Raw genomic sequence first — 15,451 nt, forward strand, 5'->3', positions numbered from 1 at the left:
CAAAAGAAGACTAGGGCGATATGCCTTAGTCTTCTTTGTTATGAAGAGCACGACGAATCATCGATGAAATAAGATTGACCCTATTCATTAAATGTGTTAATTTGGTAAAAATCATCGGAGTGGAGCGTGCTTATGCCAAAATCAGCGAGATTAATTAAACCAACGATCGAATACCGCGACGCGTATATATCCTTTTATGAGGACTGGATAAAGAGCGGTGAAGATATGGTGCCGTGGGTCATTGAGAGAGAACCGGAAGATTTTAATGCCATGATAGATTTTTTGTATGCTGAAGATAATGAATCTAAAATATCAAGCAGTGATCGTGTTCCACATTCCACTTATTGGCTCCTAAGTGAGGACAACTTAATTGTAGGAGCGGTTAATATTCGGCATCGCTTAAATGAAAAACTGCTCAATCAAGGCGGCCATATCGGATATGGCGTTCGTCCATCGGAGAGAAGAAAAGGGTATGCCAATATCATATTATCAAATACGTTGGAGCTGTTAAAAGGTTGGGGCCATCAAAAAGTGCTAGTTGTTTGTGATAAAGGGAATATCGGCTCAGAAAAAACGATTTTAAAAAACGGTGGCATGATGGAATCAGAATTCGTAGAGGAAAATGGCAATATTATTAAAAGGTTTTGGATAGACCTATAATCAATGCAGCTAGCTATTTTTGTCAGAAGAAAATAAAGTTTTAGACTGTGCAAATAAAGTATTAGATTGACGATGTTTCATTAAGCGACGGGCAGGATAGTGCAACTTAGTGAGTATGTTTACGTTTATTAAAGGAAGAGCCTAAAAAATAAAGGGGGTGTGTAATGAAGCGAAAAATTACTGTTGTACTTGCTGCATTTGCAATAATTCTAAGTGTATTCTCTATTTGGTACTTGATACCTAAGCAGTACTCAGAGACCATCAATGGTGTATATTATCAATTAGGAACGGAAGGAATAACCGAGCATATAAACGTACATCTTGATGGGAAAATACAAAATCATATAAATGGAAAAAGAAGCTTTAAAGGTGAAATTGACTTTGAAGGAAGTAAGGTTCCTCAAATTCCTAAAGATAGAACAAAATTAGAGTTGCATTACGATGGTTATAATTTTACAACTATTTCTTCCGGTTTTCGAATCATAGATGATAAAGGTAGAATAGAGTCTAATATTTTTACTTACGGTTTGGTATATACTGATAATAAATTCTCTGAATTTACAATTAAAGTTATGAATGATGATGGCCAGTGGTCCCCATCAAACGGATATATGATTACAGCACCAGCGAAAGACAGGCAGGAAGCAATGAAAAGGTCCCAAGGGTTAATCAAGAAGTTTGAAGAAGAAAGTAGGAAATGATTGAACTAACGAAGAGCGATAGTTGAATAACGCTCATGAAGAGCAGGCGCTACAGTGGCCTGCTCTTCTTATTAAGCTAACAGGCAGGATAACGTGGTGTATGCCTTGAATAAATGCCATTTTGAACGGAGGGCTTTATGAGGTTTGAATATGAACTAACAGGTATTGGTTGGGCTAATGGTTGTATTGAAATGAACTCAAGTACAGTTTACTTCGCAACAAGCTATATAACTGATGCTCTTAATGACATGTTAAAGGCACTAAATGCACTTATTCCAGAAGTCAGTTTATATCCTGTTTCAGAGACTCAATTTGAATGGAACGAGGAGCCTAGTGGAACCATTTGGACATTAAGTAAGATTGTGATGATACCCTACGTGTACAAATTATATCTTTTGAAGATTTACGTAACAAGAAAAAGCAAGTTATTGGACTAGATGAAACTGGTTCTATACTGGAATTTACAAGGGCAGTTGTTCAAGCACTGGACTTATTGTTAAAGCAACATGGACGGGAAGGTTACAAAGAAAAATGGATTAATTATAAATACCCTATGGATAAATACTTGAAGCTAAAAGGTTTCACATCGAAAAAAGGATTACGCTAACGGATTACGATAGTTGAACAATCATGGAGCAGTTTGCTGCGGCAGCAGCTCCATTTCTTTGTTAAGCTAACTGGCAGGTTAGCTCAAAAGCGAACTATACTAGGGGGAACGAATGAAATATTTCACTAAAGAGTCGTATGAAGAGACGCAGATAAGAAGTTTTTTGATTTTTCATAAAACGGAAAAGGATTGGGAAGACGACATTGCTTGGTATGAATCTGAAGGTTTGAATTTCAAAGAAATTTGTAAGAACAGCTTGGAGGATAATAGAACTGATTTACTCAAATTTCTCCCAGCATACTTTCATCCCTATATTCAAAACGGAACGCTAAAATCAGAATTTCCATCTGAAGAACTTAGAAAAATGGCTGACCAATGGCTATTGGAGTATGATGAGAGAGTGAATGCAAAAGGGATTGCGTATCGGAACTACTATAACTCCATAAAAAGTTTATTACCCGAGAATGTTATTCAGTTGTACGAGAAGTCCTTACACGATGCACAGATAACCTCGATTGAGCAGCCTTTGAAAGACACGTTTATCATGACATTGGATTGTAGAGGCGGCTATCATTATTTAACGGATATCAGGATAACCTTTGCGGGAGTACAGAATATTCAACCTACTAACTTAAGCGTAGGAAGTAGCTGGCTTTATGATGAAGTTTACCTCACAGATACTGGTTTTGAACTTCATGTGCTATTAGATGGTCCTTTAATGGAGTTCACTATATCTGCTGAAAACGTAAATATTGAGGTTATTTCATAATTCATTGTTAAGCTACCGGGAGACGATAGTTGAATAACGCACATGAAGAGCAGGCGCTACAGTGGCCTGCTCTTCTTATTAAGCTAACGGGCAGCATTCCTATAATGAAGAAATACGAGTTTTGAGAAACAAAAAGACTCCTTGTTATGATGTATGAGGGTCCCAGATGCTCGCCAGCGACCGGATCCAAATACAAACCAAGGAGACTACAAAATGAATTCTACTCAAAATGAACGTATTAATCAAATTACTTCTTCTACCTTAATTGTCGGTGTAGACATTGCTATATTCAAACATGTGGCCAGGGCACAAGACTACCGCGGAGTCGAGTTCGGGAAGCCCATTACGTTTGAGAACAATTGAGAAGGCTTCGAAATGTTCGTAAGTTGGTTCGAAAAGATTGCAACGGAGCAGGAATTCCAGAATGTCGTTGTTGGCATGGAACCGACTGGTCACTACTGGCTGAACCTGGCCCATTTTCTAAGAGAACAGCACGTTACGTGCGCTGTGGTTAATCCACTCCACGTGATGAAAAGCAAAGAATTGGATGACAATTCACCAACCAAGAATGACATAAAAGATGCCAAAGTCATCGCACAGCTCGTCAAAGACGGGAGATACGCCGTACCCAACCTTCCCCAGGGCATCTATGCCGAACTAAGGGAAGCGATGAAAATTCGCGATCATCTGTCGACTGACCTGCGTGTGGTGCAAGGCCGCGTCCATAACTGGTTGGATCGGTACTTTCCAGAGTTCCTCACGGTATTTAAGGACAGGGAATGCAAGTCAGCACGCCAAATGCTCAGTCTTTGTTTGTTGCCGCATGAGCTGGTTTCTGAGTCTGAGGCAACCTTGCTAAGTCACCTCAGAAAGGTTGCCAAGCGAGGTCTCGGCATGGAGCGTATGAGAAGTCTGAAAGCAGCGGCAAGCCGTTCTGTTGGTTTACGAGAAGGGACCGCACTAGCAAAACTAGAGCTTCAACTATTGTTAACGCAGTACGAGTTGCTTGAGAGTAAGTTTGAAGAGCTTGAGGCAAGGCTGGATGAGCTCTTGGAGCAAATCCCCCATGAGAAGCAATTACTGGACATAAAAGGCATTGGCCGGGATAGTATAGCCGGTTTCCTCGCTGAAATTGGTGACATTACGTATCACCGGCATCCGAAACAAATCATTAAGCTCGCCGGCTTGAACCTAAAAGAAAACACGTCCGGTAAACACAAAGGACAAACGAAGATCACGAAGCGAGGTCGTAAGCGACTACGAGCGCTGCTATTTCGTGTCATGATGCCACTGGTGGCTAAGAACTGTGCGTTTAAGGCATTGCATCAATACTATACCAAACGACTAGATAATCCCTTGAAAAAGATGCAGTCGATCATTGCACTATGCAACAAGCTGATTAGAATTCTATTTGGGGTCTTAAAGAAGGGGCATCAGTTCAGTGAAAAAAAGATGTTGCAGGATATCCCAAGGTACACGGCAGTGTCGTTAGCAGCTTAGATTCAAAGTTTTCATAGACGTCGAACATCAATAAAAGGTACAAACAATTGAAGCACGGATGAGTCGGAACAGAACTATCATACGGACGAAGATCCTGCCCTCGCAGCAATATCCGACCTCCACCTCATGGACAGGTTGAATGAAGGAATGTGGGAGCGAAGACTCTGTGAGACATGGGAGGGTTGACCGCCATGAGCTTAAGTGGAGATCCAAAGGAGCGATCATATATCTCCAGAATGTCCACTTTTTAAAACGAGTGGTCTGGATGGATATATTTTTGCACTTTCTTCGCCCTATATTTTACATCCTCTACAACCTTATTCCATTCAGTGGTTGTCTGGGGTACGAAAGAAAAACGTTCAAAACCTACGAAAACAAGCGAATTTAAGAGAAAAACTATTCTCCATAGAGGGAGGATAGTTTGAAGCTCGCGTAGAATAATCCATTATAGCAAAACCATATTTTGGTTAATTTAATAGTGCGAAATGGGGTTGATACAAATGTTTTTAGTAAATTCTCGTGCCATAATTGAAAGAATAGTAAACGGAACATTAGAAATAGTAGTACAAACAAGGGATAAAGCGGGTGAAGCGAAAAAAATTGAACTTCCTGGTGGCAGAATTGAGCAATATGAATCTTTAACACAAGCTCTAATAAGGGAAGTTAAGGAAGAGACTGGACTGGATGTAGTTGAAATTGAAGGCGAGGATACACGGGTCGATACAACAGGAATCGACCCAGAATTCCACGTGGAATGTATAAGACCGTTTGGAGCTTATCAAACATTAAAGGGTCCTTTCGATTCAGTTGGAGTTTATTTCCGGTGCAAAGTGCAAGGGGAGTTATTATCTTCCGGTGATGATACTAAGTACCCACGATGGATTTCAGTAAACGAATTAAGACGTTTGATGGATGATGAACCTTTGCAATTTTCTAATGTAGACAGAGCAGGGATAATGTTTTACTTAAAATCACTTAAGTAGAAGGTTTGATTGCAAAGCTCGTTACGCTAACGGGCAGGCTAGCGTAAACAAATTGATCAAAAGTATTAACCATACGTAGTTAATTACATTTTGGGATTAGCGCAATGATTATCGGCAGCTTTGTTTGGTTAACGGGGTAGTTTAAGTAAATGTAAATATTTACTTGCGAACTAGTGTTCGGTATAATGAACTTGATTCCATTACAAAAAGGAGATGTTGGATATGTATAAACACATTAAAGATTTTACCGCAACTTGGCAGAATGAAACGGAAGCAACAATGCGGACACTGGAGATGCTGACCGATGAGTCTCTTGGCCAACAGATATCAAGCGATCATAGAACGCTTGGACGTGTTGCATGGCACCTTGTACAGACGTTGCACGAAATGCCATCTCGGACGGGACTGTCTTTCGAAGGACCGGGCGAAGATATGCCGGTGCCAGCTTCGGCAGCAGACATCGCGTCAGTCTATAAGAGGACCTCACAAGCGCTCCTTGATGCTATACAGTCCAGTTGGAAAGATGAGAATCTGCTTATCATGAGCGATATGTATGGTGATCAATGGCCAAACGGCTTAATGCTGGATATTCTCGTAAAGCATGAGATTCATCATCGTGGTCAGATGACAGTCCTGATGCGTCAGGCAGGCCTTCGTGTGCCGGATCTTTACGGCCCGACAAAAGAGCAGTGGGCCGAGTATGGAGTGCTATCTCCAGTAATTTAGAGTAAGATTATATCCGCTTTGGCCGTTTGGCTATAGTGGGATTTATAAGTATTTTATCATAGGATTGAAAGTGGTGGCTTGAATCATAGACAAGAGGATACCATCGGACTGAAACTGTTGATTCTATTGAACTAACGGGTAACATTAGTTTAATTTCAAAAGCGGCAGTCTAAGACTTTATTTATCAAGTCTTGGTCTGCTGCTGCTTTATATTAATGGTGCAGTCTAAATCAAATTTTTCAAAAGCTGACGATTCTTCAATTCAAAAAATTTGCTAGACCAACAACTCCAGTCCAACACTTTATTTTCAACGAAAAATTCTGCTAGCATTTGCAAACCATCAGCTGGTTTCCGTCGGGGTCTTTAAAGCTGAAAAAGTGACCATGTTCAATTTCACTTACAAGCTCTACATTCTTATCACGCATAAACTGAAAAGCTGCTTGGATGTCATCCGTATTGAAATGAAAAATAGGTGTTCTTGCATAAGTATCTTCTGTATAGATTTTACTGTCTAAAACAAGGTTTTGGCCGTTGTTATCTAAAGGAATACAGCATAAATGACCTGCAATGATATCATAGGTAGGCTCCAATTCAAGAATGGAGCAATACCATTCACGAGCTTTTTCAATATCGCTAACCGTAACGAAGATTGCTCCTACTCTATTCATAATAATACCCATCATGAAACACTCTCCTTTAATTTTACATTTATTCTATCATGCTTTGAGGGCTAGATCACATCATTTCTTCCATTATTATCAAAAAGAGGTTATTCCACTTGCTCGGAATAACCTCTTTAACTTATTGATCGCGAAGCAGCTTCTTATCAAGAATAAATGTGCCAAACGGAAGGAAAGCTGCGATAAACGCTGCTGCTGCCTTGAGAATCGACCAGCGGTGTTTAATCCATACATGGAAGACAGCAAGGATATAAAGAACGAATAAGAGGCCATGAAGTCCGCCTACAATAGTCACGGGTTCTGGAATATCAGCCCAGTATTTGAGGGGCATTGCTATTAAAAGTAGTAATAGAAAAGATAACCCTTCGATGAAACCAACGACCCGCAGACGACCCATTGCGGTTTTAAGCATTAAATAACCTCCAATTAATAAGATGGCGAGCGAGGCTCTAATCCTGCCCACAATAGTTCTACGATTTCGAACGCGGCTTGTTCCACTGTTTTTTCATTATTAATGATTTCTTTACGGTTTCGTACCGTTAACATAGCTGTAAAAACATGAGCAAGCAGCATCGAATCACCCCGTTTGATTTCGCCCTCGTCCATTGCCTTCTGAAATACACTCCCAATTAATTCGTGTATCGCTTGCTCGCTCGTACGAATGCTCGTAATTTGCTCCTCAGTCAAACCGCTGGAAGCTTCCCGCATCATCGTTTCAAACTCAACATGAGCATTGTTCATATGGCGTTCAGCAACAACAAGCATTCTTTCCTTCAGCGACCCGGTGCTGCTAACAATTTTTGAAGTTTGATCATAAGCCATCTTTAGAACAAATTGAAGACATTCCGTGAACAAAACGCTTTTATTATTAAAATAATAATAAACGCTTGCTTTAGTAACCCCGCATGCTTGGGCTACACTTTCTAATGAAACTTTTTCGAAACCTTGCTCCATAAATAAAAAGGCTGCTGTGCGCAAAATTTGCTGCATCGTCTGAATTGAACCTGTGCCTTTGGGCCGGCCTGGTTTGCGTTTTATTTGGTCCTCGCTCATCGACATGCCCTCCATTCATCAAATTGTAATAAATATGAATTGATTAATTAACCTTTCGGTATATATAATTAAATTATCGCTTGAGTTAATTTTAAACGATATTAGTCGTAATGTGAAATGGAGGATTTGTCAAATGATCGAAAGATTAGCAGGAATGGTCGCTGGACGACGTACAAGGTGGATAACATTAGTTGCGTGGATTGTATTAGCCGGGCTGCTAACTGTATTTCTGCCAGCTGTGGGCGACAAAGAAGTAAGCAATGCTCCAAACCTAGAGGCTGACAGCCCGTCCGTTGTCGCTGATCAATTAATAAAGGATAAGTTTCCAAGCTCCTCTGGCATTCCAGCATTGGTGGTCTGGCATCGAGAAGGCGGCTTAACAGAAGCGGATTATGCGCTTATTCAAAAAACGACGCAGAAGATTGTTGAAAATCCGTTGAAAGAGCAAGGCGAGGTTATACCTCTTCATCAAATGCCTTTACCTGCTTTGCAAAAATTTGCTTCAGAAGACGGAACGACACTCGTTCAGCCGATTCAGTTCGGTGAAGCAACAGAAACTGAAGTTTTGAAGGAAAATATTGAGTCCATTAAAGCTATCATCGGAGAAGCATCAGGTAAAGAACCTTTTTCCGTACCCATCGATGATGATGCTGAATTAAGCGTGCGTGTCAGCGGTCCTGTTGGGATTTCGGTTGATGCAACCGATTTGTTCAAAGGAGCGGATGTATCACTGATGATCGCAACAGTACTTATCGTACTAGTCTTGCTGCTCCTCATTTACCGCTCACCGATTCTTGCTATCATTCCACTCATTGGGGTTGGATTTGCTTATGCTGTTACAGGACCATTGCTTGGCTTTATGGCAGGTGAAGGCTGGATAACGGTGGATGGTCAAGCTATATCCATTATGACTGTGCTCTTATTCGGAGCAGGTACTGATTATTGTTTATTTTTCATCTCGCATTTCCGTCAAGAGCTTACTCGTGAAAGCGACAAAATGAAAGCACTAAAACGATCGTTCAAAGACGCATCGGGTGCTATTGCAATGAGCGGCTTTACGGTAGTTCTTTCTTTGCTTGCTTTGCTTGCGGCAAAGTACGGTGCTTATGATCGGTTCGCAGTTCCATTCAGCTTATCGATCCTTATTATGGGAATCGCAAGTTTGACGCTGGTTCCGGCATTGCTTTCGATTATTGGAAGAGCCTCATTTTACCCGTTTATCCCGCGTACAGATGCGATGGGGCATGCATATGCGGACAAAAAAGGAAAAGTGTACCGCAAGCCGAATTCGGAGAAAAAGCTAGGCTCCAAAATTGGAAATCTCGTGATAACGAAGCCTTGGATGGTCGTTATCACCTCTGTTTTGATATTAGGAATTTTCGCAAGTTTCTCCAGTCAAATTAAATTTACTTATGATTTATTGTCTTCTTTTCCAAAGGATATGCCTTCAAGAGAAGGTTTTGAAGTGATTTCGAAGTCATTTACGCCAGGAGATTTAGCACCGATTACAGTGGTTGCTGCCACGGATGGTGCAGTACCTGAGTTAGCAGAAAAGCTTGCTGCTGTACCGCTTGTAGATCATGTTCAGGAGCCGCAGCCGAGCGTTAATGACCCTAATTTACTTTCGTATACGGTCATCTTGAATACGAATCCATATTCCCAGGAAGCAATGGAGACGATTCCGTTACTCCGAGCTGCAGCAGAAGCTGCGCTTACGAATGGAAACGATGCTGAGGCTGATCAAAAAGTATGGATCGCTGGCCAGACAGCTACGCAATATGATTCCAAGGTGCTGACGGATCATGATAATAATGTCATTATTCCTTTAGTTATCGGACTTATCATGATTCTGCTGTTTGCTTATTTAAGATCCATTACTGCAACATTATACTTAATCGGCACTGTATTGCTGTCGTATGCAGCTGCACTTGGCTTAGGCTGGGTGATCCTGCATTACATCATGGGCGTTGATGCCATTCAAGGTGCAATTCCGCTCTATGCTTTCGTTTTCCTCATTGCGCTTGGTGAAGATTACAATATATTTATGATCTCAAGCATTTGGAAAAAGAGCAAAACGCTGCCGCTGAAGCAAGCTATCAAAGAAGGCGTTAGTGAAACGGGTGGCGTTATCACTTCAGCAGGACTTATACTTGCCGCTACGTTTGCTGTGCTTGCTACGCTTCCTATCCAAGTGCTTGTCCAGTTTGGCCTCATTACAGCGATTGGGGTATTAATGGATACCTTTATCGTTCGTCCATTCCTCGTACCGGCTATTACGACTTTACTGGGCAAGAGAGCGTTCTGGCCAGCAAAAGTATCACTTGTAGAGGAAACAAAACAAAAGGTAAAAGGATAACAATCAAAAAAAGCTGTTTCGACCGTAGCTTCTACTACGGAGAAACAGCTTTTTTATTGCTATAAATGAAACATTTTCCCAAAAGAAACCGTCTTAACCTAAAGGCATAAATGCCTGCTATAGAGAAAAGGTTGGGGGAGTAGATATGATCAATAAAAAACTTATACTTACAGTTGGAATAATTTCTATATTCTTTATCAGCAGCTTATTGATTATCCCATCGAATGTCCAAGCCTGTTCTTGCGTAAAGCCAGGTACGGTGGAGGAAAGCAAAATCAAAAGTGACGCAGTGTTTGAAGGAACGGCAACTTCCGTTAAAACATCCTCACAATCCTTGTTTCGCTCCTCTGAGAGAGCGGTCAAAGCCAGCTTCCAAGTCAATGAAGTGTGGAAAGGACATGTTGCTCCAACGCTTGAAGTGAAAACCGCTGAAAGCAAAGACAGCTGCGGCTATACGTTTAAAGAAGGAGAACGTTATTTGGTTTATGCAAAAACAACTGGAAAATCGCTACAAGCACTCTGCAGCGCAACATTATTGCATAGTGAAGCAAATGAACATATCAAGCTGCTTGGTATTGGTTCATTGCCGCCGCAGCCGGAGATTCCCTTGCAGAAAACGGAAAGCTCATTAACACAAGGCTGGTACATAGGGCTTGGCGGTGTTGCAGTAGTATCACTCATCTCCGTATTTTATCGTCAACGAAAGCGATCTAAATCAAGAACATAGCAACGATCGTTGTCACACAAAGACCGATGAGCACCGGTTTTAAATTGCGACGCGCAAGCTCAAACGGATCTACCCCGCAAATGGCTGCAGCAGGGATAAGCGCCCAAGGGATGATTGTACCGCCGCCTACCCAGATTGCAGCAACTTGACCCAGAGCCGTCAAAGTGGCAATCCCGGAGCCTATAGCGTGGCCAAAGAGCTGCGCGATCGAGCCTGCAAGCGAGATACCAGAGAAGCCTGAGCCATCAAGGCCGGTCACTGCTCCGACTACTGTTAACGTAATCGAGCCAACAACTCCATTAACGGGCACGACATGAGCAAGGGCAATGCCGAGGTCATTAACTATTCCATGCGACGCTTCAGGAAGCTTGTCGCCGAACATGGCCAGAAATCCAGAGTCGCCCAAGTAAAAGAAAGCCGCAATCGGAATAACCGGTCCAAATACTTTGAAGCCGAATAGGAAGCCTTCAATTAAATAACTAGTCGTTTTCTCGAACCCTTTGCCACGGTGTGTCAGCATTGTAATGAACAGCATAATGAGTATGGCTGTTCCGCCAATCAGCGCAGTGGCATCACCGCCTTGAAGCTTAAGCACGAACATGGCTGCCACATCAAGTGCGAATAACAAAGGAATAAGTGCTGCGAGCCAGCGCTTTGTACTCAGTGATAGCGCATTGCGGTCGGCATCGAAGCTAGGGTCGTTTGATGAATCTGGCCCTGCGGCTGAAAGGACAAGTCCATCACGCCATGTACCAAGTTTCTGATCACGTCGCATGATCCAGTAGGCAGCAACGGTTGTGACAACCCCCATGACAATGACTAACGGAATGCTGGCCTGCATGACGGAGCTGACAGGAATACCTGCAGCATCTGCAGTAAGCTTCGGTGCGCCTTGGATGATATAATCACCAGACAAGGCGATGCCATGTCCGAATAAATTCATAGCGACTGCCGCTCCGAGTGCAGGCAGCCCAACACGTAAAGCTACAGGGAGTAAGACGGCACCGATGAGTGCAACCGCTGGCGAAGGCCAGAAGAAAAATGAGGTTACCATCATAATTAAGCCGATTCCCCAGAAGGCGAGCGCGGGTGTTCTAAGAAAACGGGTAAACGGAGATATCATAATCTCGTTTATACCGGTTCGAATAAGGATACGACTCATGGCGACGATGATGGATATAATTAAAATCGTTCCCAGCAATTCTTTTATGGCAAAGATAAAGCTGTTAAAAATACCGCTTACAGAACCGCTTGCCGATGTGGTTGCTAGTATTCCAATACCTAAGATTCCGGCAATACAAATAAGCGTTGTATCGCGTCGCATCAGCATGAATCCAATGATTGCGATAATGAAGGTCAAATAAACCCAGTGAATCGCCGATAAATGAATATCCATCTCGATCATCTCCTTGTGACATACACGAAACCAGCATGAGCTGTTAATCGTACAGTAATGTATGCATCAACTCGAATAGGCGTTCATCTCGGTAGTAGGATGATTATGACAAGGAGGTTGCTTATGATTAAACGAGGCGTTTCGATAATATTGCTCTCCATAATGCTAATGACATCTGGGTGTGGTATTATTGATCAAGTAGGTCAAACGGTAAATTTTGCAACAGAAACGACGGATTACTTACAAACGTTAACGGATTTCGGACAAGATATGAATACACTTGCAGAGCAAGCAGTGACGGATTTGGACAAAAGAACGGATTTAAAGGAGAAGCTTCTTGCTTTGAAGGAACAGGTTGTCCATTATGAAGGACTGCAGGTACCTGATTACGCAAAAGATATCCATCAATCGATTGCCGATTACAACGCGACGCTGCAGCAGGGTATCGATCAAGCTCTAACGAATATTGAGCAGGGTAGAGCCGCTTTTGAATCGACGGGTATTCCAGATACGATCAACAAAATTAACGAGCTGTTAAATCAAATCAATCAGCTCGCACCGTAATGAACGATGAGAAAGGAAGAACAGAAGTGATTAACATCAATGTAATACAGGCTACTATGACGTATTCGAAAGAAGACGGTTACGTAGGCAATGTTCAATTCGGGGTAGAAGGACATAAGAATGAGTATGAAATTGCACTGCACAGCAAGCGAGGCAAAGAGTGGGGTTATGGCTTGTTTTTCCTTCATGAATCAGGCAAGGAAGAAGAGCTGCTGGCACTTGAGGATTTGTTAGAGGAAGATGACGAGCTGTTTGATTTCTTCATCGATACAGCCAAGGAAAAGCTAGTTAAGGAAGAAAAACAGGAATAAAAAATGATTAGAAAAGCTCATGCTAGCACACCGACAGGTGCACTTGCATGAGCTTTTTTTGTTAATGACCGCCTGTTGAAGTTAAGCCCAAATGACGTATAATTAGTTTGCTTTCCTCATTGAGCCCCGTAAATGAAACTTTTTTGTTCAGCTGCTCATATTTGTTTTTAACCTTCGCTATGGCGGTCACTGCGGATTGATCCCATACATGCGAGCCGCTAAAGTTAATGGTCACATGTGTTGGATCATCTTTATAATTAAAAAGAGTCACAAAACGACTGGTTGTCCCGAAAAACAACTGTCCGGTTACGTGATAAGTAAGATTTTTCGAGCGTTCGCCTGCGATGGAAACACGGATTTTCGCCATTTTACCAACGAATACAAATGCACTTAGCACAACTCCAGCAAATACGCCTTTTGACAAGTCATGTGTGATAAGAACAATTACTACTGTAACGATCATGATAAGCGCATCGGTACGTGGGACTTTATGAATATGAAATACTGATTTCCAATCAAATGTGCTAATAGATACCATAATCATGACGCCGACTAAAGCAGCCATCGGAATTTTATTGACGACATCGCTTAATACCATAATAAGAAAGAGCAGGAACGAGCCAGCTACGAAGGTGGAAAGTCTAGTTCGGCCGCCTGATTTCACATTGATGACCGATTGACCAATTAATGCACAGCCTGCCATTCCGCCAAAGAAGCCTGTCACCATGTTTGCAATGCCTTGACCGCGTACCTCTTTGTTTTTGTTGCTTGTGGTATCTGTCATTTCATCAAGGACCGAAGCTGTTAAAAGCGACTCCAAAATTCCTACGATAGAGAGTGAGAAGGAATACGGCAATATGATCCACAACGTATGAAGCGAAAATAACGTATCCGGAATATGGAACAGCGGCAATGTGCTTTCGATTAAACCTCTGTCGCCAACGGTTTTGAGATCCGCGCCGATGGCAACGGCTATAATGGAAACGATAATAATTGCAGCCAGTGGTGAAGGTATAACCTTTGTGAATTTAGGCAGCGTATAGATAATGACTAATGTTAAAGCAACGAGTGCATACATGATCCAAGTAGCACCCACAAAATGAACAAGCTGGGTAGTGAAGATGAGGATGCCTAATGCATTGACAAAGCCGAGCATGACGGATTGCGGAATGAATTGAATAAGCTGCCCTAGCTTGAGCACGCCCATAATATACTGCAATACACCCGCCAAAATCGTAGCTGCGAACAAATACTCGATGCCATGATCTTTAACTAGAGAGACCATCAGTAACGCCATCGCTCCTGTCGCAGCGGAAATCATTCCGGGTCTGCCGCCAACTATGGAAATAATGACAGCGATGCAGAAGGAGGCGTACAATCCAACCATTGGCCCGACACCTACCATTAAAGAAAAAGAGATAGACTCCGGTATGAGCGCCAACGCCACTGTAATGCCCGCCAAAATATCACCGCGTACATTTGAAAACCATGATTTTTTTAGTTGTTCAAGCAAAGCAAATAAACCTCCCAAATTGCAGTCATTTGTCTAATTTTATTGACACCAATAACATGAAAATGATATTGGTTGACTTTCCTCTCGCAGAAAAGTCGGGGCCGTTGCACACTGTTCGTTATTATACAACAAATAAAGTGAAAACAACGTGGCTCGATATCTTGAGAAAGCGATTACATCCAGTGAATTCGCCAGTTATCTTGTATTATCTAATTTTCAGGCATAAGGCTAGGAATAGAAAAGAACCACCGCGGCTTGCGATGGTTCTTGAATCTGTAACGGCTACATTGGCCGTTCGATATGATCCTTTTGTTGTTTGCTTTTATAATATTTATAAATGATAAAACCAACAACGATGACAATGATGGCATAAATGACCCAGATTAAATATTTGTAAATGTGATCAGAGAGGTCTTGCACTTGATCTCCTACGAACGTACCAATAATAAAGTAGATGAGTGTCCATACAAATGCGGATGGGTAAGCGAAGATTGCGAATCTTTTGTAAGGCATGCGATTCATCCCCATAACATAAGGAGTGACATGTCTTAAAAAAGGAAGACAAAGGCTAAGGCTAATGGCGTAGCCACCGTACTTTTCACTTAACTGTTCGGATTTAGCGACAAATTTACTTATGTTTTTCTTCTGGCTGAACCAGTTGGACAACTTGCTTCCTGCAAATCTACCGATGCTATATCCAAAGGTCATAGCGGAGCAAATACCTAGACACGTCATAATAAAAGCGGGTATCGGCGATAATACACCGGATTCTGCTAAGGCTCCGCCAGTCATCACGACTGCTTCATTAGGTATGGGCAAACCGATTAAGCCAAGACATAAAACGAGGAATAAAGCGAAATAACCAAAATCATCTATTATGTTCAATAATAAATCATACACTCGGC

The 15,451-nt window shown here is 42.0% G+C and carries 15 protein-coding genes and 1 pseudogene; 10 read left to right on the forward strand and 6 right to left on the reverse strand.

Annotated elements, in window-relative coordinates:
- Window positions 1-132 precede the first annotated feature (132 nt).
- The 6 genes and pseudogenes from AC0VYE_RS16355 (at window position 133) to AC0VYE_RS16380 (ending at window position 5,946) form a co-directional block, all read left to right on the forward strand.
- Window positions 133-660 (forward strand): GNAT family N-acetyltransferase, encoded by a 528-nt coding sequence (locus AC0VYE_RS16355; RefSeq protein ID WP_475449185.1) that lies wholly within the window; start codon window positions 133-135, stop codon window positions 658-660.
- Between the two features lie 164 nt (window positions 661-824).
- On the forward strand, window positions 825-1,361 hold the full coding sequence (locus tag AC0VYE_RS16360) for a hypothetical protein (protein ID WP_076269295.1): 537 nt from the start codon (window positions 825-827) through the stop codon (window positions 1,359-1,361).
- Window positions 1,362-2,080: 719 nt separating this feature from the next.
- On the forward strand, window positions 2,081-2,737 hold the full coding sequence (locus tag AC0VYE_RS16365) for a DUF4085 domain-containing protein (RefSeq protein ID WP_475449188.1): 657 nt from the start codon (window positions 2,081-2,083) through the stop codon (window positions 2,735-2,737).
- Window positions 2,738-2,950: 213 nt separating this feature from the next.
- Window positions 2,951-4,237: pseudogene (locus AC0VYE_RS16370) on the forward strand (IS110 family RNA-guided transposase).
- A gap of 500 nt (window positions 4,238-4,737) precedes the next feature.
- Window positions 4,738-5,220 (forward strand): NUDIX hydrolase, encoded by a 483-nt coding sequence (locus AC0VYE_RS16375; protein ID WP_076269296.1) that lies wholly within the window; start codon window positions 4,738-4,740, stop codon window positions 5,218-5,220.
- A gap of 222 nt (window positions 5,221-5,442) precedes the next feature.
- Complete coding sequence (locus AC0VYE_RS16380; protein WP_076269297.1) at window positions 5,443-5,946, forward strand: DinB family protein; 504 nt, start codon at window positions 5,443-5,445, stop codon at window positions 5,944-5,946.
- Between the two features lie 323 nt (window positions 5,947-6,269).
- Here AC0VYE_RS16380 and AC0VYE_RS16385 read toward each other — a convergent pair whose 3' ends face one another.
- From AC0VYE_RS16385 to AC0VYE_RS16395, 3 genes are all read right to left on the reverse strand, one after another.
- Window positions 6,270-6,629: a VOC family protein gene (locus AC0VYE_RS16385; RefSeq protein ID WP_475449191.1), complete on the reverse strand. Its 360-nt coding sequence runs from the start codon at window positions 6,627-6,629 to the stop codon at window positions 6,270-6,272.
- A 118-nt stretch (window positions 6,630-6,747) separates the two neighbouring features.
- Entirely contained in the window at window positions 6,748-7,038 is a 291-nt protein-coding gene (locus tag AC0VYE_RS16390) for a DUF3817 domain-containing protein (RefSeq protein WP_076269299.1), read from the reverse strand.
- A 14-nt stretch (window positions 7,039-7,052) separates the two neighbouring features.
- On the reverse strand, window positions 7,053-7,679 hold the full coding sequence (locus AC0VYE_RS16395) for a TetR/AcrR family transcriptional regulator (protein ID WP_475449193.1): 627 nt from the start codon (window positions 7,677-7,679) through the stop codon (window positions 7,053-7,055).
- Between the two features lie 133 nt (window positions 7,680-7,812).
- Here AC0VYE_RS16395 and AC0VYE_RS16400 point away from each other — a divergent pair, with 133 nt between their 5' ends.
- Complete coding sequence (locus AC0VYE_RS16400; RefSeq protein WP_475449195.1) at window positions 7,813-10,035, forward strand: MMPL family transporter; 2,223 nt, start codon at window positions 7,813-7,815, stop codon at window positions 10,033-10,035.
- Window positions 10,036-10,180: 145 nt separating this feature from the next.
- Window positions 10,181-10,762 (forward strand): hypothetical protein, encoded by a 582-nt coding sequence (locus AC0VYE_RS16405; protein WP_475449197.1) that lies wholly within the window; start codon window positions 10,181-10,183, stop codon window positions 10,760-10,762.
- On the opposite strand, the gene AC0VYE_RS16410 is transcribed toward AC0VYE_RS16405, so the two are convergent.
- Window positions 10,746-12,158: a hypothetical protein gene (locus AC0VYE_RS16410; RefSeq protein ID WP_076269303.1), complete on the reverse strand. Its 1,413-nt coding sequence runs from the start codon at window positions 12,156-12,158 to the stop codon at window positions 10,746-10,748. The two genes, AC0VYE_RS16405 and AC0VYE_RS16410, sit on opposite strands and share 17 nt — an antisense overlap.
- A gap of 123 nt (window positions 12,159-12,281) precedes the next feature.
- Between AC0VYE_RS16410 and AC0VYE_RS16415 the strand changes: the two genes are divergently transcribed.
- On the forward strand, window positions 12,282-12,722 hold the full coding sequence (locus AC0VYE_RS16415; RefSeq protein WP_076269304.1) for a DUF6376 family protein: 441 nt from the start codon (window positions 12,282-12,284) through the stop codon (window positions 12,720-12,722).
- Between the two features lie 26 nt (window positions 12,723-12,748).
- Window positions 12,749-13,033, forward strand: a complete 285-nt coding sequence (locus AC0VYE_RS16420) for a hypothetical protein (RefSeq protein ID WP_475449200.1) — start codon at window positions 12,749-12,751, stop codon at window positions 13,031-13,033.
- A 61-nt stretch (window positions 13,034-13,094) separates the two neighbouring features.
- Here AC0VYE_RS16420 and AC0VYE_RS16425 read toward each other — a convergent pair whose 3' ends face one another.
- Entirely contained in the window at window positions 13,095-14,546 is a 1,452-nt protein-coding gene (locus AC0VYE_RS16425) for a SulP family inorganic anion transporter (RefSeq protein ID WP_475449202.1), read from the reverse strand.
- A 282-nt stretch (window positions 14,547-14,828) separates the two neighbouring features.
- Window positions 14,829-15,446: a DedA family protein gene (locus AC0VYE_RS16430; protein ID WP_076269307.1), complete on the reverse strand. Its 618-nt coding sequence runs from the start codon at window positions 15,444-15,446 to the stop codon at window positions 14,829-14,831.
- Window positions 15,447-15,451 lie beyond the last annotated feature (5 nt).

The organism is Pristimantibacillus sp. Z349TD_6 (assembly GCF_056173205.1).